The organism is Chryseobacterium arachidis, assembly GCF_900129245.1.
Lineage (GTDB): Bacteria > Bacteroidota > Bacteroidia > Flavobacteriales > Weeksellaceae > Chryseobacterium > Chryseobacterium arachidis.
Genome location: NZ_FQUT01000001.1, coordinates 388,795 through 412,360 on the forward strand (window position 1 = coordinate 388,795; position 23,566 = coordinate 412,360).

Annotated in this window: 16 protein-coding genes; 7 read left to right on the plus strand and 9 right to left on the minus strand. The window is 36.9% G+C overall.

Annotated elements, in window-relative coordinates:
* Positions 1-501: 501 nt before the first annotated feature.
* The 3 genes from BUA89_RS01785 to proS all read right to left on the minus strand — a co-directional run bounded on the left by BUA89_RS01785 (position 502) and on the right by proS (position 4,848).
* Positions 502-1,836 (minus strand): Nramp family divalent metal transporter, encoded by a 1,335-nt coding sequence (locus BUA89_RS01785; RefSeq protein ID WP_072952910.1) that lies wholly within the window; start codon positions 1,834-1,836, stop codon positions 502-504.
* A gap of 110 nt (positions 1,837-1,946) precedes the next feature.
* Complete coding sequence (locus BUA89_RS01790; protein ID WP_072952911.1) at positions 1,947-3,245, minus strand: OmpA family protein; 1,299 nt, start codon at positions 3,243-3,245, stop codon at positions 1,947-1,949.
* 127 nt (positions 3,246-3,372) lie between these two features.
* Positions 3,373-4,848: a proline--tRNA ligase gene (proS, locus tag BUA89_RS01795; protein ID WP_072952912.1), complete on the minus strand. Its 1,476-nt coding sequence runs from the start codon at positions 4,846-4,848 to the stop codon at positions 3,373-3,375.
* Between the two features lie 145 nt (positions 4,849-4,993).
* Here proS and BUA89_RS01800 point away from each other — a divergent pair, with 145 nt between their 5' ends.
* Together BUA89_RS01800 and BUA89_RS01805 are read left to right on the plus strand one after the other, a co-directional pair.
* Positions 4,994-6,106, plus strand: a complete 1,113-nt coding sequence (locus BUA89_RS01800) for a prolyl-tRNA synthetase (RefSeq protein WP_072952913.1) — start codon at positions 4,994-4,996, stop codon at positions 6,104-6,106.
* A gap of 53 nt (positions 6,107-6,159) precedes the next feature.
* Complete coding sequence (locus BUA89_RS01805) at positions 6,160-7,542, plus strand: OmpP1/FadL family transporter (protein WP_083531588.1); 1,383 nt, start codon at positions 6,160-6,162, stop codon at positions 7,540-7,542.
* Positions 7,543-7,628: 86 nt separating this feature from the next.
* Here BUA89_RS01805 and BUA89_RS01810 read toward each other — a convergent pair whose 3' ends face one another.
* Both BUA89_RS01810 and BUA89_RS01815 read right to left on the minus strand, forming a co-directional pair.
* Positions 7,629-8,354 carry a ZIP family metal transporter gene (locus BUA89_RS01810; RefSeq protein WP_072953276.1) on the minus strand — a complete coding sequence of 242 codons (726 nt, stop codon included), beginning with the start codon at positions 8,352-8,354 and terminating at the stop codon, positions 7,629-7,631.
* 2 nt (positions 8,355-8,356) lie between these two features.
* Complete coding sequence (locus tag BUA89_RS01815) at positions 8,357-9,082, minus strand: SAM-dependent methyltransferase (protein WP_072952915.1); 726 nt, start codon at positions 9,080-9,082, stop codon at positions 8,357-8,359.
* 122 nt (positions 9,083-9,204) lie between these two features.
* Here BUA89_RS01815 and BUA89_RS01820 point away from each other — a divergent pair, with 122 nt between their 5' ends.
* Entirely contained in the window at positions 9,205-10,368 is a 1,164-nt protein-coding gene (locus tag BUA89_RS01820) for a THUMP domain-containing class I SAM-dependent RNA methyltransferase (protein WP_072952916.1), read from the plus strand.
* 75 nt (positions 10,369-10,443) lie between these two features.
* Positions 10,444-10,842: a branched-chain amino acid ABC transporter substrate-binding protein gene (locus tag BUA89_RS01825; protein ID WP_072952917.1), complete on the plus strand. Its 399-nt coding sequence runs from the start codon at positions 10,444-10,446 to the stop codon at positions 10,840-10,842.
* On the opposite strand, the gene BUA89_RS01830 is transcribed toward BUA89_RS01825, so the two are convergent.
* The gene (locus BUA89_RS01830; RefSeq protein ID WP_072952918.1) at positions 10,843-11,682 is read right to left on the minus strand and encodes a hypothetical protein; all 840 of its coding nucleotides are present in this window, start codon (positions 11,680-11,682) and stop codon (positions 10,843-10,845) included.
* Positions 11,683-11,879: 197 nt separating this feature from the next.
* Between BUA89_RS01830 and BUA89_RS01835 the strand changes: the two genes are divergently transcribed.
* Complete coding sequence (locus BUA89_RS01835; RefSeq protein WP_072953277.1) at positions 11,880-12,884, plus strand: glycosyltransferase family 2 protein; 1,005 nt, start codon at positions 11,880-11,882, stop codon at positions 12,882-12,884.
* A gap of 270 nt (positions 12,885-13,154) precedes the next feature.
* Here BUA89_RS01835 and BUA89_RS01840 read toward each other — a convergent pair whose 3' ends face one another.
* Positions 13,155-14,381 (minus strand): aminotransferase class I/II-fold pyridoxal phosphate-dependent enzyme, encoded by a 1,227-nt coding sequence (locus tag BUA89_RS01840; protein ID WP_072952919.1) that lies wholly within the window; start codon positions 14,379-14,381, stop codon positions 13,155-13,157.
* 155 nt (positions 14,382-14,536) lie between these two features.
* Here BUA89_RS01840 and BUA89_RS01845 point away from each other — a divergent pair, with 155 nt between their 5' ends.
* Positions 14,537-14,995, plus strand: coding sequence for an Lrp/AsnC family transcriptional regulator (locus BUA89_RS01845; protein ID WP_072952920.1), 459 nt, complete (start codon positions 14,537-14,539; stop codon positions 14,993-14,995).
* 263 nt (positions 14,996-15,258) lie between these two features.
* Here BUA89_RS01845 and BUA89_RS01850 read toward each other — a convergent pair whose 3' ends face one another.
* Positions 15,259-16,290, minus strand: coding sequence for a bestrophin family protein (locus tag BUA89_RS01850; protein ID WP_072952921.1), 1,032 nt, complete (start codon positions 16,288-16,290; stop codon positions 15,259-15,261).
* Positions 16,291-16,386: 96 nt separating this feature from the next.
* Positions 16,387-18,459, minus strand: coding sequence for an alpha-ketoacid dehydrogenase subunit alpha/beta (locus BUA89_RS01855; protein ID WP_072952922.1), 2,073 nt, complete (start codon positions 18,457-18,459; stop codon positions 16,387-16,389).
* Positions 18,460-18,684: 225 nt separating this feature from the next.
* Between BUA89_RS01855 and dnaE the strand changes: the two genes are divergently transcribed.
* Positions 18,685-23,367, plus strand: a complete 4,683-nt coding sequence (dnaE, locus tag BUA89_RS01860; protein ID WP_072952923.1) for a DNA polymerase III subunit alpha — start codon at positions 18,685-18,687, stop codon at positions 23,365-23,367.
* The last annotated feature ends 199 nt before the right edge of the window (positions 23,368-23,566 follow it).

Genomic DNA, 23,566 nt, shown 5'->3' on the forward strand with positions numbered 1-23,566 from the left:
GATAATTATTGTTTCACAGGTCGCTCTTACAGAGCTTTAATAGATCTGTATAATTTATCTATTAACAGATAGTCCCGATGGGATTCTTTTCGATTAAACAATTCATTTAAACAAGCTCTAAAAATGAGATTCTGAATTATTTTTTGATTGTTTCGATTTCTAATGTGATTTAGAGTCTGTTTACATTTTATTTCAAAATCGAAATTTTAATTGAATTTTTGTTTACACAATCCTGAAGGGCGAAAAATCCCATTAAAATTAGGCAAAATTACTCCTTTTAGAGTTGTGAAATAATTTTGGTTAATTTTTAAACAGGATCTGAGTTGGAAAAAATTGATGTTGTTACCTAAAATTGAGGTAAAGGCAAATCATAGATAACCCTGATTGCAGCTTTGTTTGAGCTCATTTTATAGGTTTCGGCGCGGCAGCTTCGCTGCCGCGCCGAAACCTATAAAATAGCGAGTGCGGAAAGCGGGAAATAGCTTCTGAAAAATTTAAAAATTATTTCCCGAAAAATGTCTGATACAAAAGATAAAGATTCAAAACGATGATAATGAATGAAATAATCCAGACACAGATTTTTAGAAAAGGCTTATTTACAAATTCGCCCATCTTGGCTTTGTCGCTCGTAAACATCACCAGCGGAACTACGGCAAAACTGAGCTGCATGGATAAAATTACCTGGCTTAAAACCAACAATTCGGTTGTACCTTCTTCACCATAGAGAATAGCAACAATTAAGGCCGGAATTACGGCAATTAATCTTGTAATTAAACGTCTTAACCAAGGTTTCAGCCTGATATTTAAAAATCCTTCCATCACGATTTGTCCGGCCAGAGTTCCCGTAAGAGTCGAGTTTTGTCCGGAAGCCAGTAAAGCAATCGCAAAAGCAATACTTGCCATTGAAGCCCCCAAAATAGGAGTTAGCATTTTATAGGCATCATGAATATCTGCAACGTGTTTGTTTCCTGTAACGTGAAAAGTTGCAGCCGCTAAAATTAAGATGGCAGCATTGATAAAAAACGCCAACATCAAGGAGACCGTGCTATCTAAAGTTGCAAATTTTATCGCTTCTTTTTTTCCTTCTTTTGTACGTTCGTAATCTCTGGTCTGAACGATGCTGCTGTGTAGGTATAAATTGTGAGGCATCACGGTGGCCCCCAAAATACCAATTGCAATATAAAGCATCGCCGGATTCTGAATAATCTCCTTCTGAGGAACCAATCCGCCTAAAAGCTCATTCATGGCAGGTTGGGAAATCACAAGTTCATACACAAAACAGGCAAGAATAATAAAAATTAATCCGCCGACGATACTCTCGATCCATCGGAAGCCTTTGGACTGGAGCAAGAGAATAAATAAAACATCAATGGTAGTAATCACAATTCCCCATGTAAGCGGAATCTGGAAAAGTAAGTTCAATGCGATGGCAGAACCAATAACTTCTGCGAGATCGCAAGCGGCAATGGCTATTTCACAGAATACCCAAAGTATAAAATTTGTTGTAGGGCTAAAATGATCCCTGCAAGCCTGTGCTAGATCTCTTTCTGCCACGACACCTAATTTCACAGACAAATGCTGCAAAACCATTGCAAAAATATTTGAAATTAAAATCACAGAAAGCAGAGTATACCCGAATTGTGCGCCCCCGGCAATATCCGTTGCCCAGTTTCCAGGATCCATATATCCGACTGCAACCATTAGCCCCGGCCCTGCAAATGCCAGGTATTTTTTCAAAAAACTTGCATTTTTAGGCACTTTTACCGAAGAATAAACTTCTGATAAAGAGTGGGATGTTTTATCTTTACGCCACGCGTTTTTTAAATTGAAATTCATAAATGTTAGAAATGACTAACAAATGTAATTAAATAAATAAAAACTACAAAATGCCCAATAGAAAATCCCGAAAATAACTTTCGGGATTTCTAACTTTATTGAGTAACAGATTATTTAGTAAATCTTACAGCCATTTTTCTGTCTACCGCTCTTTCTGCATCGGATGCTTTTGCATCAACAGTTGCAAATTGGCTTCCGTATCCGTCTGCTCCCGCAACCTGAGCACCTACGCCTTGCTTATCCAGCCAAGATTTGATGAAAGTTGCTCTGTCTGCAGATAATTTTAGGTTTTTAGCTTCATCTCCTGTTTTATCGGTATATCCGCCGATTTTTACTTTGGCTTCAGGATAAGCTTTCAGGATAGCTACAAGGTTTTGTAATTGTCCTTCAGAGCCTGCTTCTAGTTGATTGGCACTGCCGATTTTAAAATTAACGTGGTCAAAATTGTACCAGGTCGTTTTCAATGCTGCGTCGTCTTTTGCATTTTTATATCCGTCAGATTTCAGGAAGGCAATCATTTGGTCTTCCATTCCACCTTTGTAGCCTTTTAAAGCTGTACCGTTTAAATCAATATCTTCGTCTACTTTTGTTGTTACAGCAGAGCCTGTAGTATCTGCTGGCGAAACTGAAGCAGTGTCGGTGACAACATTTCCTGAATCATTTACAGTAGTGGTCGTCGTTGTTTCTTTTTTCTCGCATTGTTTCCAAAGAAAATACCCGGCAGCAATCAATAATAAAAGTGGAAGAAGCCATTTCCAGATCGAGCCTCCGCCGTCATTCGTATTTCTGTCGGGAAAAGTTCCGTTAGGCGCTGTACTTCTTGTTACTTCAATTTTTGGCTCTTCCTGAGCCGGAATATTGATGGCATCTTTATCATTGTCGAATTTATATCTTGCATCCCAGTCACCCATATTTAATGAAGCAAAAGACAAACCAGCAGGCAATAATGAAGAAACGATTCCTTTTTGATCATTCAGTAAACTTGAAATTCCCTGTTTGTCCAAATTATTATCGACAGCATATTTCCCGATAGAGCCAATCGTTGCTCCGGTTACGAGATTCAAAAGAGAACCTGATGAATTATTACTGATCCCTGCATATGTAGCAATGGAATTTACCAATCCACTTACTTTATCCCCGAAAATAGAGGACAGTAAGGTTGAAATCCATGAGTTGTTGGCTAAATCTCCGGTTAAATTTCCTGAAATCCCACTCGATGGTGCATTGGTAATAGCATCTAAAACATGAGGATTTTCGGAATTGTTTGCCAGTCCTCCCAATACAGCGGGTATCAGCCCTCCGATAGCTTTTGAAATACCAGACTCACTCTCCCCGAACTGTGATGCAGTCTGAGATACTAACGCAGGACCCAATTGCCCCTTAATTAAATCAATGATGTTTAAAGACATAATAAATTATTTTGAGATTAATGTGTTATAAATTTAATCAAAAATCTATCCAAATCCCTAATTCAAAAAAAATCTGCAAAATTTTATTGAAATTTTGCAGATTTAATAATTTATTGTGAGTTATCTGTTAATAAGCTTTTGCAAATAAAACACGTCTCTTAGATGGTTTTCCGGAAATTAAAGAAACACCTTCTTCAATATCATCATCTAAAGGAATACATCTGATGGTAGCCTTAGTTTCATCCTTAATTTGCTCTTCTTCTTCAGCAGTTCCGTCCCAATGTGCATAGATGAAGCCACCTTTTTCTTCCAAAACTTGTTTGAATTCTTCATACGTATCTACTTTTGTGATATTATTTTTTCTGAATTCAAAAGCCTTCGTGTAAATATCTTTCTGAATGGTTTTCAATAAGTCTTCAATGTAAGAATCCAGCCCTTCGATAGAACGAACTTCTTTCGTAAGATTATCTCTTCTTGCGATTTCTACCGAATTATTCTCCAGATCTCTTGGCCCCATTGCAATTCGTACAGGAACACCTTTCAACTCGTATTCTGCGAATTTCCAACCCGGTTTGTTTTGAGTATCGTTGTCGAATTTTACAGAAATTCCTTTTGCTCTCAATTTAGCCTGAATATCCAAAGCTACCTCGCTGATCTGTGCCAATTGTTCTTCTCCTTTGAAAATAGGAACAATCACCACCTGAATTGGAGCCAAAGTCGGAGGCAATACCAATCCGAAATCATCAGAGTGAGTCATAATTAAAGCGCCCATCAAACGGGTTGAAGTTCCCCAAGATGTTGCCCATGCATGCTCTATTTTTCCTTCTTTGTTAGTGAATTTTACATCAAATGCCTTGGCAAAATTCTGTCCTAAAAAGTGAGATGTTCCGGCTTGCAGCGCTTTTCCGTCCTGCATTAATGCTTCAATACAATACGTTTCGTCGGCTCCTGCAAATCTTTCAGAAGGTGTTTTTAACCCTTGAATTACGGGCATTGCCATAAAGTTTTCTGCAAAATCAGCATATACTTTATTCATTTTTTCAGCCTCTTCCACCGCTTCATCTTTTGTTGCGTGAGCCGTATGCCCTTCCTGCCATAAAAATTCTGCTGTTCTTAAGAAAAGACGTGTTCTCATTTCCCAACGCACAACGTTTGCCCATTGGTTAATTAATATAGGTAAATCTCGGTAAGATTGAATCCAGTTTTTATAAGTATTCCAGATGATAGCTTCTGAAGTCGGACGAACGATTAATTCTTCCTCTAATTTAGCATCAGGATCCACAATCAGTTTTGACGGATTATCCGGATCTGTTTTTAATCTGTAGTGGGTAACTACCGCACATTCTTTAGCAAAACCCTCTGCATTTTTTTCCTCAGCTTCGAATAAACTCTTGGGCACAAAAAGCGGAAAATAAGCATTAACGTGACCTGTTTCTTTGAATTTTTTATCCATTTCGTCACGCATTTTCTCCCAGATCGCATAGCCGTATGGTTTAATCACCATGCATCCTCTTACTCCTGAGTTTTCAGCTAAGTCGGCTTTTACCACCAACTCATTATACCATTTGCTGTAATCTTCTCTTCTTGAGGTTAATTTTGCCATTATTTTTTTTAATTTTTTTAACTTTTTGCTATTATTGTTATCTAAAAATAAAAATCTATTTTTGATAGATTTTTGTACCTGTGTTTTTGGTACATTTTTGGTACAGATTGCAAATATAATTTAAATTAAAAATTTTTACGTTATCATGAAAAAAAATATACATAAAAATTTGCTCGGTATACTAAAATCCAAAGGGATTCTGGCAATATCAGGCGGATTATTACTTGTGTCTTGCGGTGCTCAGATGGGTGGCTACAGCGAGACAGATGGCGTTTATTACGACCCGAATAAAGATACACTTCCTGAAGGGGTAATTATTAATGACAGAGGAAACAGAGTAGGAGAAGATTACAATTATTATCAGGATGACAACAGCGTTGTTCAAAACGCAGAAATGAATTCTAGAGAAGGAAGATACGACTCTTGGAATGACTACGCATGGAACACAAATTCTACAGCAACCGATTCTGATTGGGGAAATTATGCAGGAAGCCAAACCAACTATTACGATAACTCTTGGGGATGGGGTTCTCCTTGGGGCTGGGGTGGATGGTATGGCGGCTACAACCCATATTGGGGTTGGGGTGGCTACGGCGGTTACGGCTGGGGCCTTGGACTTTCATGGGGTGGCTCATGGGGTTGGGGCGGCGGCTGGAATATAGGCTGGGGCTACTCTCCTTGGGGTTGGGGTGGTTATAATCCATACTGGGGCGGCTATTATGGCTACGGATCTCCTTATTGGGGCTGGGGCTATGGTGGTGGCTACTGGGGAGGTAGCTATTACAGACCTATGTACAGAAGAAGTGGGGCAGACGGAAGAGGATTTAATACTTACAACGGAGGATTTGCTAACAGATATGGTATTACCAGCGGGAATGGTTTCAGAGGAAGCAATACCAATTCAGGAGGTTTCAGACAAGGAAATAACGGCGGATTTAGAAATAATGGAAATGCAGGAGGATTCAGAGGTAATACAAACGGAGGATTCAGAAATCAGAATGGGGTAAGACCTCAAGGAGGCTTCCGTAATCAGCAACCTCAGGGAAGACCGAACTATAACTACAACCAACAGTCTCAGCCAAGAAGAAATGACGGTGGTTTCAGAAATGACAACAACAGCGGAGGTTTCAGAAATAATGGAGGCTTCAACAACTCCAGCAGTGGTGGCGGATTCAGATCCGGCGGCGGTGGCTTCGGTGGAGGCGGCGGCGGTATGAGATCCGGCGGTGGAGGCGGTGGCTTCCGTGGTGGTAGATAATTTCAAATTAATAACTATTCAAAAAAATAATGTTAAAAAAATCTTTAGCTATAATGAGTATTTCTGCAGCATTTTTTGCGCAGGCTCAGGATATTTCTGTGATAAGAAATACTGTAGATGTCTACTCAGGTTCTCCGAATGTGGGCTCTGCTAAGTTTAATGCAATGGCTGGTTCTAATGGTGCATTGGGCGGTGATGCCAACTCTTTGCTTACGAACCCTGCAGGGTTAGGAGTGGCAATCTCAGGGGAAGTTTCGGGAACATTATCCATTACAAGCAATAAAAATACGTCATCTTATGCAGGTTCATCTTTCGGATATACTGTTAATAAGGGTGATTTAGGAAATGTGGGAGCGGTAATGACGTTTCAGCTGATGAGCGAAAGTGCATGGAAATTTATTAACATCGGGGTAAACTACTCTAATCAGAATATTGATAATTATATTGAGACTCCGGGAAACAGTAATTTAGTATACGATTTTCCGGATGGGGGAAGTTCATCTTTCGGAAGACATGCTTACGACAGATATGGTTATGTATCAAAAACAAGTATTGGTGTCGGAGCCAATCATAATAATAATTTATATATAGGTGCAGGGTTAAATTTCTTTAATTCTTCAATTGATCAGTCGGATACTGCTATATTCAATTCAACAGATAACGGAAGTTCAGAATTTTTCAGCAAGCAGAATACGCCTTTTTATGAAAAAGGAAATGGTTTCTCTGCTTCATTAGGTGTTATCGGAAAATTAAGCCCGAACTTCAGAATCGGAGCAGCATTGGAAACACCTACTTTCTGGAATATCGACAGAAGCTACAATTTCTATAATGATCCTATTTATGGTGATGATTATGCTGTAGAAAACAGAAAGTTCACCTCGCCGCTTAAAGCGACTGTAAGTGCGGCATTTATTGCCAGTAAAGCATTCTCTTTGAATGTAGACTATAGCCTTGGATTAACTAAGCCAAGATATAAAGTATACGGACCGGCTGAAACTGAACTTAATGATTTCTTTAAAGAAGATTACAAAAACTTATCTGAATTGAAAATTGGAGCAGAATACAGATTGAAACAGTTTAGACTGAGAGGTGGATATGCTTACACATCAAGCCCTTTCGATGCTCTAACCCAAAGAACATATACAAATGCGGGAGATATTGTGGATCAATCATACAGCAACTGGACTTTAAATGATAGAAATGCTTTATCATTCGGTGTGGGGTATGATTTTAGATCGTTCTACATTGATGCTTCTTATCAGAATATCAGTTCAAAATTCAGCAATCCGATGTTAAAAGGAATTGCCGATCAAACAAATAATATAGAAGCCGGATACTATTCACCAAGCCGTTTGATTTCGAGTGATGCTTCGGTGGTATCAGATGTGAAAAATATCAGAAACAATTTCTTCCTTACGTTGGGCTGGAAGTTCTAATTCCCCAAATACGTAATGAGTGATTAAATGGAAGCTCCGAACTGTTAGTCCGGAGCTTTTATTTTTTTAATGAATCAATTATTAAATTAATGATGATGTCCCACATGAGAATGACTGTGGAAAAGATGCATAATTAAGGCTAAGGAAACTCCTAAAATGACCAAGCCTATTTTTACCCAGTCGATATTGTGATTCTTGTTGCTTTCGAAGATAATTACAGAAGAAATATGAAGGAAAATTCCTCCTACAACGGCTAAGAAATAAGGCTGTAAATCCGGATTGAAATAATTGCCCAACAACATTCCCATCGGAGAAGCCAATGCAAATAAAGCAACAATTAATAAAGATGGATAAGAACTGCCCTTTGAGCCTTCTTTCCTGTTGAACAAAAATGCTCCCAGAATAAAAGAAATCGGAAGATTGTGGAATACAATTCCTAATAAATATGGCGAAAATTCATGTTCTTCATTGGCCAAAGGAATTCCTTCAATAAAAGCATGAATGAAAAGTCCCAACATTAAAGCAACAGGAAGAATATTATGTTCATTATGATGATGAAAATGCCCGTGCTCAAATCCTTTGGTCAAAGCTTCCAGGATCATCTGAAGTAAAACCCCTCCTATGACGAAAATCCCCAAACTGCTTCCAACTTCGGCATTGTAAACCTCAGGAAATACTTCATTCAGACAGATGGTAATCAGAAATCCGGCACTCAGAATCAATAAATTTTTCGCCAGTTTTTCTTTTTTACCGAAATGTTTTCCCAGAAATACTCCGGCAACGACACTCAGGATCAGCAAAAGTACTGTAATCATTATTTTTTCTTAAATAAATTAATGCAACGAACGGCAGTTTCTTTATCAAATTCATTCAGCTGATAATCACCCCAGATTTTCACTCTTTCAAAGCCACAATCTGTTGCATAAGAATTAATAGCCTCCAACGTATGAAGCTTTACTTTTTCAAAGAAATGGTATGGCTTTCCGTCCGCTTCGAATCTGATATCTTTTACGATATGTCTGCCCTCAATTTTTTTACAGATTTTAAACTCAATATCACCTCTTTTCACAATAGATTCAGGAACAATATTTTTCCTTACATATTCTTCATTAAGATAATCCAGAACAAAAAAACCTCCGGGTTTCAATACATTGTAAACAGACTGAAACACCTTTTTGTCATCATTTTCATTATCGAAATATCCGAAGCTGGTAAACAGATTAAAAACCGCATCCATAGGATCGGCATCAATCGGGTTTCTCATATCATGAACATCGAATAACAGGGTCTGATTTTCAAATTGTTTATCGAACTCTATACTTTGTCTAGAAAGATCCAATCCCAAAACATCATATCCCAATTTATTGAGAAAAACCGAATGTCTTCCTTTTCCGCAAGCCAGATCGATAATTCTAGAGTTTTTCGGAAGCTGTAAATCTTCTGTTAGTTTTGTTATGAAGTTTTCTGCTTCAGTATAGTCTCTGTTGTTATAAAGTAAATGATAATAAGGGGTATCAAACCAAGATTCAAACCATTCCATGATGCAAAAATAGTGTTTTTTGACCGAGAGTTGATGCTTGTACACCGATGGTTTTTATCAGTTGCTGCGATTTCTGTCAACTATAAGCTGATAACCAACAACTAAAATTGTATTTTTGCACCATGAACATAGAAAATATACAGATCCAGATAAAAACATTCTTCGGATTAGAGCAGATTTTGGCTGAAGAAATTAAAAAATTGGGAGGCAGAAAGGTTGAGGTTAAAAACCGTGCGGTGAATTGCGAAGGTGATTTGGGGTTTCTTTATAAAATTAATTATTCTGCAAGAACGGCTTTAAAAATCTTAGTTCCGATTCATGAATTCAAGGCTTTCAACCAGCATCAGTTTTATGACAGGCTTTTTAAAATGGAATGGGAACAGTTCATGGATGTTGATCAGTCCTTTGCGATCGATGCAACAGTAAATTCTGAAACGTTCAAACATTCACAATTCGTGACTTTAAAGATGAAAGATGCGATCGTGGATTATTTTCAGGAAAAATTCAAAAGACGTCCGAATGTAGAGCCCAAACATCCGGATATTAAATTTCATCTTCATATCGACAGAGAATTGGTGACCATTTCTTTGGATTCTTCCGGTGATGCTTTGTTTAAAAGAGGATACAGAAGAGAACAGGGTGAGGCACCGATTAATGAAGTTCTTGCCAGCGGAATGCTACAATTGGCAGGCTGGGACGGAAAAGGTAATTTCCTTGATCCGATGTGTGGTTCCGGGACGCTTTTAATTGAAGCGGCTATGATTGCAATGGATCTTCCGGCTCAGATTTTCAGAAAAAGATTTGCTTTCCAAAACTGGAAAAATTATGACGCAGATTTGTTTACGAAAATAAAAGAATTCAGAATCAATCGTGTAAGAGAATTTACAGGAAAAATTGTAGGTTATGATATCGACGCAAGAATGCTGAATGCGGCGAGAATGAATATTGAAGCAGCCGAAATGGAAGACGTTATTGAAGTGAAAAAACAGAATTTCTTTGATTCTAAAAAAGAGCTTTTCCCTTTGTTAATGGTCTTCAATCCGCCTTATGATGAAAGGATTTCGATTAATGATGATGATTTCTACAAAAAAATAGGAGATACCTTCAAAACTCACTATCCGAATACTTTAGCATGGCTGATTTCTTCTGATCTGGAAGCTGTAAAGAAAATTGGCCTTCGTCCGTCAAGAAAAATCAAACTTTTCAACGGAAAATTAGAGACGAGATTCCTTCAGTATGAAATGTATGAGGGTACGAAAAAAGTACATAAATTAGAAGATAAATAAAAATTAGACCTTCCGTTTTCGGAAGGTTTTTTTATCATCTTAAATAAAAAATATATTTTTGTCAAAACACAAACTATGAATTTCGATTTTCTAGATATTTTTGGCGTTGTAATGGATGTTATGGAATTATTAGGCAGTAATTCTTCATCTTCATCTTACCATGAAAAATCTAAAATAAAAAAGAAAAGAAAGTATTTTACAGAGACCGTAAGTGCAGTGTTTCTGTTAATTTCTACCGTTCTGTTGTTTTTAGTTTTTAAAGATCCGCTACCTGCTGAAAATTACGTTCAGACACTTATTGTTGTGTCGTTAATGGGCTTAACTTTATCTTTTCTTGTTTTTTATATTTTATATGTTTTAGAAAAATATTATTTCAAGAGTGTATTTCAATGGCTGTTGTTCAGTAGCTCTGTAATTTTGTTATTTGTTTCTGCGGTGTTTTGTATTTATTTTAAATCAGGAATTTTTATATGATTATTTCCAATTAGTTACTCTAGTTAAAAGAAAAATAGCAATATATGCCAAAAAAGCGACAAGTATTGATTTCGCCGAAAATAGGATTTCTTTATCAGCTTTTTTTTCCATATTATCTGTATTAGGTTTTAAAAATATTACGTTTTTGTTAGATGAAATTGCTTGCGAAAACTCATTGTATTCAGGTGACATTTTTGTAATGTATTCAAAGGTTTTTATTTTCTGAAAATCATATTTTTTCATTAACGTATCTCTCGTATAAAGCAATAAATCATTCATTGCTTTCTTTTGCCTTTCTTCATTGTTCTTTCCTTCGATATCTTTTTTAAATTTTAAACAGTAGAAAATATCATATTTTTCAGATTTGAAAGGATAAATATAAATAACTTGTGCATATCTACTTACAGGCTTTTTTTGACTCACGATATGAGAATAAATAATAGGCTGCCGAATTACTTCAAAATTTTTTATCACTAAATATCTGCTTTTCGCAGAATAAACACTTTCAATATTCGGTATTTCTTTTGTTTTTATTCCACAATGTGATAATAATTCTACATTAAAAAGCATGATCAAATAAGAACAAAACATAGATGTAAAGATAATAATGCTTTTTCGGGATGAAGATAAATCTAATTTTTGAACGCAAATTTTTTTAATAAAAAAGGTTATTGCCAATAAAATTAGAACAGCAATTATCCAAAAATCGCGTCCATATTTGGGTGGAAATTGACGGATGTTAAAAAAATAATAAAGCAAAGAAATAATGGTGATATTAGATAATAATGAGAGAATAAAAGTTATCATTGAATATTTAAATTCCTTTACAGCAATTGTCATTTCATTTGTATTTGAAAATCAAAATTACTTAAAAAAAGAAAAATTTAACTAAAAATTTAAATTTTTAGAGATGTTGAAAAATTTCTCAAATAATAATTTGAGATCTATATGTTATTTTATTGTGTATCCCGTTTAATTAATATGAAACAAGTTTGCGCATTCCTCCGTTAATAAGTAATTTTGAAAAATTTTCAGATTTGAAGCCTACAATTTCCATTATCGTTGCCATTTTTAATCGTAAAGACGAACTTTTTGAACTTCTGAACTCTTTAACTGCGCAGACAGACAGAGAGTTTGAAGTGATTATTGTAGATGACGGTTCACAGGTTGACCTTAAACCTACGATAGCAAAATTTGAAGAATTTTTACAAATAAAATATTTTAGGAAAGACAATTCCGGACCGGGCTTATCGAGAAATTACGGAGCCAGAAGAGCTGAAAACGAATGGCTTGTTTTCGTAGATAGTGATGTAATTGTAGAGAAAGATTATATTGAAAGTATTAAAAAAAGCATTGTTGAGATTCCGTGCGATGCCTTTGGAGGAGCAGATAAAGCGCACAAGGGTTTTAATCTGATGCAGAAAGCGATCTCTTATTCTATGACTTCTGTTTTTACGACAGGTGGAATCCGCGGGAATAAAAATGCGGTTTCAAAATTCCAGCCCAGAAGTTTTAATATGGGAATAAAAAAAGAGGTGTTTGAAAAAGTTGGAGGTTTTTCAGAGATGAGAATAGGAGAGGATCCAGACTTGTCGATGACGCTTTGGGAAAATGGATTTACAACTGCTTTTTTTGATAATATTGCGGTATATCACAAAAGAAGGGTCGATTTTGGGAAGTTCTCAAAACAGGTTTACCAATTCGGTTGTGCAAGACCGATCCTCAACCAGCGACATCCGAATTATGTGAAAATTTCTTTTGCGTTTCCGACTTTGTTTTTGCTGGGGTATGTTTTAGGATTTATTGAATATTTTATTTTAGGAAAAGGGGTTATTTTAGCACTTTTCGGATTGTATACTTTTATGGTTTTGATTCACTCAATGATTGTTACCAAAAATATCGCAATCGCAGGAATGGCGGTTATTTCAACGTATATCCAGATGTTTTCTTATGGTTACGGTTTTTTAAAGTCATGGATTTTACTGAATGTTTTAAAAATGAAACCTGAAGAAGCTTTTCCAAAACATTTTCATAAGGTTTAGTTTTAACACTAAATTTGTGAGGCATTACTTTCTAGGGTAATTTTTTAATGAAGATTTTTTTAGCAACTATTTATCTTAGAAAGCAAAGGCAAATAAATTTGCTACGTCAAGCTAGAAACATACGCTTCATTAATCAACATGTTGATTCCTCTCTGCTTCTTAAAAATATTTATCATTTAAAATTAAACTTTGCGTTTAAAAAAATGTAATTAGTGTGGAAAGAATTAAAATAATAAAAGCTGTCGATATCAACAGCTTTTATAACAATAGTTAGAATATAGAAATGGTTTCATGGTTGAGAACGCCTGTTTTTAGCATGCATTCTTTCATCTTTTCGTAGGTTCGTTCAATGTCGTGATCCAATCCTATGGAAAATCTGATCAGTCCGTCGGAAATTCCCATCGCCTCTCGTTCTTCTTCCGGTATTTCAGAAGAGGTTGAGCTTCCTGAGCATGAGAATAATGTTTTGTAAAAGCCTAAACTTACCGCTAAATACCCTAAGTTTTCCTGCTGCATCATTTCCATCAGTTCATTGGCTTTTTCCGTAGTTCCGGCATCTAAGGTTAATAATCCACCGAATCCGTATTCTTCCTGCATCATCGTTTTCATTAATTCGTGGTTTTTGTGAGATTTTAATCCGGGATAAGAAACTTTTAATCCATCTTCCTCGAATCTTTTAGCAAGATACATGGCATTGTGACTGTGTTGCTTCATTCTGATGTGAAGCGTTCGCAGATTTTTAAGAATACTCGCAGATCGGAAACTGTCCATGGTAGGGCCGAGTAGCATGCACGCTCCGGTGTTTACGTTTTTAGTGTCATTAATGAATTCCTGCGTTCCGCAATAAACCCCGCCTACCGTATCACTGCTTCCATTAATAAATTTAGTTAAAGAATGAATAACAATATCTGCCCCCAATAATGTCGGAGAAATAGAAAGTGGTGAGAAAGTATTATCAACAATCAGTTTTAAGTTGTGTTTTTTACAGATTTCCGATAGCTTTCTCAGATCAGCAACTTCCAATAACGGGTTGCTCACACTTTCACAAAATATAATTTTAGTGTTTTTTTGTATGGCATTTTCGATAGATTCGAAATTATTGATGTCAAGGAAAGACGTTTCAATCTGAAATGGCGGAAGAAAATTTTTCATAAAAGCGTACGTTCCACCGTAGATGGTTCTGCTGGAAATAATGTGATCTCCCGATTTACAAACCTGCATTAAAACAGAAGTGATGGCTCCCATACCTGAAGCCGTAACGTTGGCGGCTTCCGTATTTTCCATTTTTGCCAATGCCTGAGAAAGGTACAGATTCATCGGTGAAGAATGTCTTGAATATAAATAACAGCCGTCTGCATTTCCCTCAAAGGTATCAAACATGGTTTTTGCAGAAAGGAAAGTGTAAGTAGAACTGTCTGAAATTGATGGGTTTACTCCGCCAAATTCGCCAAAATATTGTAAGTCCTGAATTTCATTTGCCGCATTAAAGTCTTTCATATATACATAGATTTTTCTGTGATAAATATGAATAAGTTGAGGAAGTATTACAATGTTATTTTAATTATTTAGAATATAAATCTACTATAATTTATTTTGATAGAAAAAAAGTTTATTATATTTGATTATTATAAACTTTTAACAAAAATTTATCTATGAACTTTGATGAAATTGATAAAAAACTGCTGCTGTTTTTGCAGGAAGATTCCAAACAAACGACCAAAGAGCTGTCTTACAAGCTTGGATTGTCGGTGACGGCTGTTTATGAGCGTATCCGAAAACTGGAAAATACAGGGGTGATTTCTAAATATGTAGCGATTCTGGACCGTTATAAAGTTAACCGGGATTTTATTGTTCTTTGTCATGTAAAACTAACCCAACATAAAAAAGAATATGTCCTTCAGTTTGAAAAAGAAGTGATGAATTTACAGGAAGTTACAGAATGTTTCCATGTAAGCGGTGATTACGATTATATTCTAAAGATCGGAGTAAAAGATATGGAAGATTACCGGAATTTTATGTTATCGAAACTCACGACTTTACAACATATCGCAAGCACACACAGTTCTTTCATGATCTCTGAAGTGAAGAATACAACAGCGATTGTGTTGTAAATATTTTTTAGGATCTTTTTCCCGCTTTTCGCACTCGCTATTTTTTTGGTTCCGGGGCGGCAGCTTCGCTGCCGCCCCGGAACCAAAAAAATGAGCTCAAACAAAGCTGCAATCGGGGCTAGGGTAGCAGTCATTCAAATAAAATATAGAAAAAAATCGAAAAATTTACTATTCTGTAGTTATCTCAGTATAGCATTAGAGTTATTGTACTCAGATTCCTACAGAATGAAAAAAGGCTCTTAAATTAAAAACTTTTAAGTCAACTAAACTAAGACCCCATTTTTAGAGGCAATAGGATCAGGAAGATCTTTTTCTCCCGTCATTTGCAAAAGGTCAATTTCAATCGTTCTGCAAATCGAAAGCATCGGAATATCAAACATCAGTCCTTCAAAAGGATTTTCAGAATAGTCTCCCACCAGTTCCATAATGATATAAATCCATCCAATTGTAATACAAAACGGAATGGATGCCCAGATTCCCCAATCACCCAACTTGGCAAATTCACTTACCAAACCTAAAGGAAGCAGCATAATAAAAATGACATTAAACACAAAAGCTGTGCTCGCAAACTGTCTTGGCAGAGGAAATTTCTTGATTCTTTCTGCCTGTCCCTGCAACGTATAAAATTCATTAAGGCAATCCTGCAATTGCTTTTGATTAAAATCTGAGATAACATTCATATTTTTCAGCTCATTCACATCCTTTGACTGCTGAGCAATAAGATAAGTTGCAAAATTCTTATAGTGAGACTGTAGTTCCGCTTCTTCTTCGGATAGATATTTGTTGAGGAAAATAGGAGTCCTTCCGTAATCCGGAAATCCGGCTTTGATCAGTCGGTTACGTTTATGGTCGATATTCTTGAACTGTTCTTCTTCCACTTTAATGTGCTCCCATTCAGTGGGGATCAAAAGCTGTTCACGAAGTTGATACAGCCATGCGATATGGCGGCAGACTATTTTTCTGCGGCGGTCTTCCAGATCGAATTTGCCTACTTCCTCGTTGCCTGTATCGAACGCATACACCATGGATCCAAGCATCCGGCTCGAATTTACAATACCGCCCCAAATTTTTCTTGCTTCCCACAGTCTGTCATAAGCCTGATTATTTTTAAAACCTACCAAAAAAGCTTCTGCCGTACCGATAAGTGCAACAGGAACCCAGGGAATGATCATCCACTGCCAATTGAAAAAATGAAAAAGAACTGCAATCAACGTACACCAAATGGAAATCAGGATAACATGGAAACCTGACAAATTGAGAACCTGTTTGTAATTGACGTATTTTGTGGTAATCATTATAAATGTTGAATTTTTATAAATCCAAGTTAGCAAAAAGCGTACAAAAAAACCTCTAAAAAATTTTTAGAGGTTAAATTTTATTTTTTATCCGAATTAATATTTCAGCATTTCTTCGATTTTTGCACTTAGTTTTTCAGCGTTGGGAAGCATTGCTTTTTCCAAAACTAAGTTGATAGGAACAGCTGGAGTATCCAAAGATCCCATCGTTTCAACCGGAGCATCAAGGTATTTGAAGCAATTCTTAGAAATTCTGTGTGCAAAAGCTTCCGCAAATGAATTATTAAGCTGCTCTTCCGTTAAAACGATACACTTTCCGTGGGCTTTTACTCTTTCGAAAACCAATTCCTCATCCAAAGGGATTAATGTTCTTAAATCGATCACCTCAACTCTTCCGTTAAAATTCTTCACCGCTTCTTTAGCCCAATAAACACCCATTCCATAAGTCACAACCAATAAAGTTCTGCCTTTTTCAGTTTCATTTGTATCAGCTTCGATGATAACTTTTCCTTTTCCGAAAGGTAAGATGTAATCTTCTGCCGGTTCGATCGTTTTTGCATCTTCAGTTCCCGGAACTTTGCTCCAGTAAAGACCTTTATGTTCCAACATGATAATTGGATTCGGATCGTAATAAGCTGCTTTTAATAAACCTTTAAAATCGGCTGCATTACTAGGATAAGCGATTTTAATTCCTTTAATATTTGCTAAAATACTTTCAACACTTCCACTGTGATAAGGACCGCCCCCTCCGTAAGCTCCGATCGGAACACGGATGATATTGCTTACAGGAAATTTACCCTGACTTAAATAACTCGATTTTGAAATCTCCGTAATCAACTGATTGATTCCCGGATAAATATAATCTGCAAACTGAACTTCAACAATCGGTTTTAAGCCAACTGCACTCATTCCCGTTGTGGAACCTATGATATAAGCTTCCTGAATGGCTGTATTGAAAACTCTTTTGCTTCCGAACTTCTTTCCTAAAGTCACCGTTTCACGGAAAACTCCACCAATTCTTTCTCCAACATCCTGTCCGTACAATAAAGCTTCCGGATGCTTCCACATCAGTTCCTGAATCGCGTGGATCGCAGCATCAACCATGACGATTTTTTCTCCGCCTTCAGGCTCACGGGTTCCCACTTCCTCCGTAATCGGAGTAGGTGCAAAAATGTGATTCATTACCGTTTCAGGCTTCGGATCTTCTGCTTTTTGAGCTCTGTCGAATGCCTCTTCAGCTTCAAGACGGGCTTTTTTCGTGATTTGTTTTAATAACTCTTCATCAACTCCCGCATCGATCAATTGATTTCTAAGTATTTCTCCCGGATCTTTTGCTCTGTGTTTTGCTAAATCTTCTTCATCTCTATAGAATTCTCTTCTTACTCCGGAAGTATGGTGACCAATTAGAACTGTTTTTGCACAAACAACTAAAGGTTTTCTTTCAGTTCGTACAAAATCAACCGCTTTTTTCATCACTTCGAAACTTTCTACGAAATCTGTTCCGTCCACTCTCATTCTGCTTAAACCCGTGAATCCTGCTACGAAATCGTAAGCGTCACAGGTTCTTGCTTCATCTTTCGTTACGGAAATTCCCCATTCATTATCCTGAACAAGGAAAATGATAGGAAGCTGATGTAATGCTGAAAACTGAAGTGCTTCACTCACTTCACCTTCCGTTACAGAATTGTCTCCAAGGCTGCAAACAACAACCGGATTGTTTTCAAATTGCTGTAAATTGAAATCCTGAATATATTTTATTCCTTGAGCAACACCAGCAGTCGGAATTGTCTGCATTCCGGTTGCCGAACTTTGATGAATGATTTTGGGTTTGTCTTCATCTCTGCTCGATGGGTGAGAGTAGTAAGATCTACCTCCTGAAAAAGGATCATCAGCTTTTGCCAATAATTGCAACATCAGTTGATATGGCTCGAAACCAATTCCCAAAAGAATGCTTTCGTCTCTGTAATAAGGAGAAACCCAGTCTTCCTTTTTTAACTGATAAGCAGTTGCCAACTGAATCGCTTCGTGCCCTCTTGATGTACTGTGAACATATTTGGTAACATTTCTGTTTTCCTCATAAATGTCTGCCATAGCTTTCGCCAGCATCATGTGGTTGTAAGCCTTGAGCAGAATATCCTGTGAAACTTTCTCGTGAAGTGTATTTTCCATAGGAAACAAAGATAAACAAAAAAACAAAATACTAACAATTGTTAGTGTTTTTGGGTAATTGAATGATTTTCATTGAGTTCTGAATGGAATTTTATTTGGAAGTTCAAAGGGTGGCTTCCCGCTATTTATACCATGATTTAGCGGGATTTATAAAAACTAATTTCAGAAGACAAAAAATTGAAGTAACTTTACATTCTCTTTTAATAAAAAAGCTAGAAAAATTACATGTATTTAGTTTTTGACACAGAAACCACAGGTTTACCAAAGAATTTCAACGCTCCGCTTTCAGACTCAGACAACTGGCCAAGAATGGTTCAGATTGCGTGGCAGTTGCACGATGATGACGGAACTTTAATTGAAAACCAGGATTATATTATAAAACCTGAAGGGTACGATATTCCCTTCAACGCAGCAAGAATTCACGGGATCACTACAAAAATCGCCAATGAAGAAGGTCGTGACCTTGAAGAGATTTTAAATGAATTTGCCAAAGTTTTAGAAAAAGTAAGAGTCGTTTCCGGACATAATGTTGAGTTTGATTACAACATTGTCGGAGCTGAATTTTACCGAAAAAATATAAAAGACAATCTTCAGGAAAAACCAAGAGCCGATACCATGATTTTGGGTACGGATTTTTGCCAGCTTGGAGGAGGCCGGGGAGGAAGATTTAAACCCCCGAAACTGGAAGAATTGTACGAAAAATTATATGGTCATAAGTTCGATGAAGCACACAACGCGGCGGCAGACGTAAATGCAACGGCTCAGGTTTTCTTCGAAATGATGAGAATTGGGGTAATTCCTGCTGAGGTTCTGAAAACGTCGGAAGATCAGTTGGCGTATTTCAAAACATTGTATCCAGATCCGATCAAGCCTTTCAATATTATTATCAGAAGGCAGGTTGCTGATTTTAACAACAAGAAAAAACAGCAGGATTTCGGAAGTATTGATGAGATTGATTTAGGCAAATATTTCAATTTCAACAATCACAGTGTTTTTTCCACACTGATGGCGACTTCAAGCATTAATGATTTAATTAAAAAAGCGACTGATGATAATTTTCCAGCTGTCGGAATGGTGGATCTTGGAAATATGATGGGGGCTTTCAAATTCGTTTCTGCGGTTGAAGGAGCGAATGGTGACCGTGCGAAAAAGCATAAAGAATATTTAGCCAAAAAGCAGGAAGCGGAAGAGAAAGGAGAAGAATTTAATGAAGAAGAACCGAGTTCTGAGCCTTTGATTCCTGTTGTGGGGTGTGAGTTTTATATTTCAGACCGTTATGAGCAAAAACAGTTTACCAAAGATGATCCTGACAGAAGAACGCAGGTTGTTTTGTTGGCAAAAGATTTTACCGGCTATAAAAATTTAGCAAAACTTTCAAGTATAGGTTTCCTGAAAGGATTTTATTTTGGAGTACCAAGGATTAGCCGGGAGCTGATTGCAGAATATAAAGAAGGAGTTATTGCTTTGACGTCGGGAATTCACGGAGATATTCCGGATGCGATTTTAAATACTGGTGAACAGAAAGGAGAGGAACTTTTCAAATGGTGGAAAGACACTTTTGGTGATGATTTTTATGTTCAGATTCAGAATCACAAACTGCCTGAAGAAGAGCATTTGAATGATGTTTTATTGCATTTTGCAGATAAATATAATGTTAAAATCTTAGCACAGAACGAAACGTTTTATTCCAATAAAGACGATTCTAATATTCAGGATATTGTAAGCTGTATCAAAGATGGCGAAAAACTGACAACCCCTGTCGGCAAAGGCTTTGGAAAGAGAAGAGGTTTGGCGACGGGTGAATACTACATCAAAAATGCAGATGAAATTAAAGAAACTTTTCTGGCGTATCCTGATGCTTTTGAGGCGTATGAAGAATTTACAGCAAAATTTAAACCTTATACTCTAAAAAGAGACGTTCTCCTTCCAAAATTCGATATTCCGGAGGAATTTATTCACGCAGAAGATGAAATTGACGGTGGGAAACGCGGTGAGATGGCATATTTAACACATTTGACATATGAAGGTGCCAGAAAAAGATATGGTGAAGAAGGCATAACTGCCGACGTACGTGAACGTTTGGATTTTGAATTGGAAGTTATTGCCAATACAGGTTATCCTGGTTACTTTTTGATTGTACAGGATTTCTGTAATGAAGCCCGTAAAATGGGCGTTTGGGTTGGTCCGGGTCGTGGTTCTGCAGCGGGTTCGGCGGTTGCATATTGTATCGGAATTACCAACGTTGACCCGATTAAATATGATCTCCTTTTTGAGAGATTTCTTAACCCTGAAAGGGTTTCCATGCCCGATATTGATATCGACTTCGATGATGAAGGCCGGGATAAAATTATCAAATGGGTTGTTGAAAAATATGGTAAAACGCAGGTAGCCCAGATTATTACGTACTCAGTTCTGGGTGGGAAATCTGCAATTAAAGATGCGGGAAGAGTTTTGGATGTCCCGATTCCTGATACCAATAATATTGCCAAACTGATTCCTCCAAGTCCGGGGATGAATATAGCAAAGGCTTTATCTAAATATGATAAGCTGAAACCTGAAGAACAGATGCTTGTCGATGAGATGAAGTATGTTCTCAGTACTCCTGATGATGCACGTCACAGCGTTTTGGCGAGTGCTAAAAAAATGGAAGGCTGCATCCGAAATACCGGAATTCACGCTTGTGGGGTGATTATTACACCTGAAGATGTGAGTAACCTGGTACCGGTGACGATTGCCGCGAAGGATGCCGACATTTTGGTGTCTCAGTTTGACAACTCGGTGGCGGAAAGTGCGGGACTTCTGAAAATGGACTTTTTAGGTCTGAGAACTTTAACCATTATTAAAGATGCTTTAAAACTGGTTAAAGAGAGACATGGAATAGATATCAATCCTGATGAAATAGGTCTTGAAGACACTAAAACCTACCAGTTATTTAAAGAAGGAAGAACGATCGGTATTTTCCAGTACGAAAGTCCGGGAATGCAAAAGTATATGAGAGAGCTTAAGCCCACGGTTTTTGCCGACCTTATTGCGATGAATGCATTGTACCGACCGGGTCCGATTAAATATATTCCGAACTTTATCAACAGAAAACATGGAATCGAGGAAATTGTTTATGACTTACCGGAAACAGAGGAATATTTAAAGGAAACCTACGGAATTACCGTTTATCAGGAGCAGGTAATGTTGCTGTCCCAGAAACTGGCCAACTTTACAAAAGGTGAGGCCGATACGCTTAGAAAGGCAATGGGTAAAAAGCAGATTGACGTTCTGAATAAAATGTACCCGAAGTTCATCGAAGGCGGACGAAAAAATAATCTGAACGAAGAAAGATTAGAAAAAATCTGGAACGACTGGAAAGCTTTTGCTGAATATGCTTTCAACAAATCTCACTCTACCTGTTATGCCTTGATTGCTTATCAGACAGCATTTTTAAAAGCCAATTATCCTGCAGAATATATGGCAAGTGTGATGAGTAATAACATTAACAATACGGAAGCGATTACCATGTTCATGGAGGATTGCAAAAGTATGGGGGTTGATGTTTTGGGGCCGGATGTGAACGAATCTCAATATAAATTTTCCGTAAACGAAAAAGGGCAGATCCGCTTCGGTCTGGGTGCCATCAAAGGTATTGGTGAAGGGCCGAGCGAAGCAATTACAAGAGAAAGAGCAGCAAACGGAAGGTTTAAAAATATTTACGATTTCTTTGAAAGAATTTTGCCATCTCAAATGAACAAGAGGGTTGCGGAAAGTTTGGTTTTGGCAGGAGGTTTCGATGAGCTGGATACTTTTCACAGAGGTCAGTATTTTGATATTGATATGGCAGGAAGAACCAATCTTGAAAGACTGATCCGTTACGGACAAAGCTTTCAGGAAAGTAAAAATGAAATGGAACATTCTCTTTTTGCGGATTTTGCGGAAGAAGTTCAGATTGAGCAGCCGAAATTGGCACCTTGTCCGGAATGGCCGAATATGCATAAGCTAAATAAAGAAAAGGAAATTATCGGTTTCTATCTTTCTGCGCATCCGCTGGATGAATTTAAATTTGAATATCAGTTTATGCAGGGGAGGCTGTCTAAAGATTCGGTATTAATAAAAGATGAAGAGGAGAAAATTATTACTGATGATGCCCCGATTTTAGAAAAAGATTCCATAGATGAAGCTGCAGATCTGATAGAAATTGTTTCCGATGATATTGTTGCTGGAGAAGAGGAAGAAGTGATTGAAGAAGTAAAGAAAAAAGCGGAGCCGAAGGGTGTTTTTCACTTTTTGAATCTTGATGAGGTAGATGCTTATAAGGAACAGGCTTTTGCGAATAAACAGGAAGAATTATTTGAGGAAAAGAAAAAAGACTGGAAAACTTTACAAAAAGAAAGAGAAAACGGTGGCGGGGGAAAAGAGTATACGGTTGCCGGCTTGATCACCGAATATATCGTAAAAGACGGTTTCAGAAGCGGTGAAAAAGTAGCTTTTGTGACGTTGGAAGACTATTCCGGATCATATTCTTTCAGATTGGGAGATCGAGATTATATGAAATTAAAGGAAAAGCTTGAAGTTCAGCGGTTTGTTATTTTTAAAATTAAATTTGCTCAGGTAAAGGATGGACGGGTTTTTGTCAATGTAAATGATGTAATTGAGCTTCAGGAGGCTTTCGAGAGGTATGCTAAAAGTATTTCTTTGGTAATGGATGTGATGGATTTCAGAGCAGAAGATCTCAATTTTTTCAGAAAGGTTTTGGAAAGAAATCAAGGTGATCAGAAGTTGAAATTTTATATAAAAAATATTGATCATGATGCCGGAGCCGATCATTTGGAAGTCCAATCTATGAAACATTCAGTCAATCTTAATGGTGATTTAATTAAAGAAATTCAATTGCTTAATAAATACGAGTTTTATCTGAATTAGAATAATTTCTTTTATAAAATATAGAAAAGTGGCTTATCATAAGTCACTTTTTTGTTTATAATTATTTCATTCTCTTGTTTTTATAATTATTTTATTATGTTAAGTAGCAAATGATCTGTTAAATCCTGAAATTGTGAGTAAATTCAATTATCTGATTATTAATCAATTATTAATTTAATTTTAAAATATATAATATTCA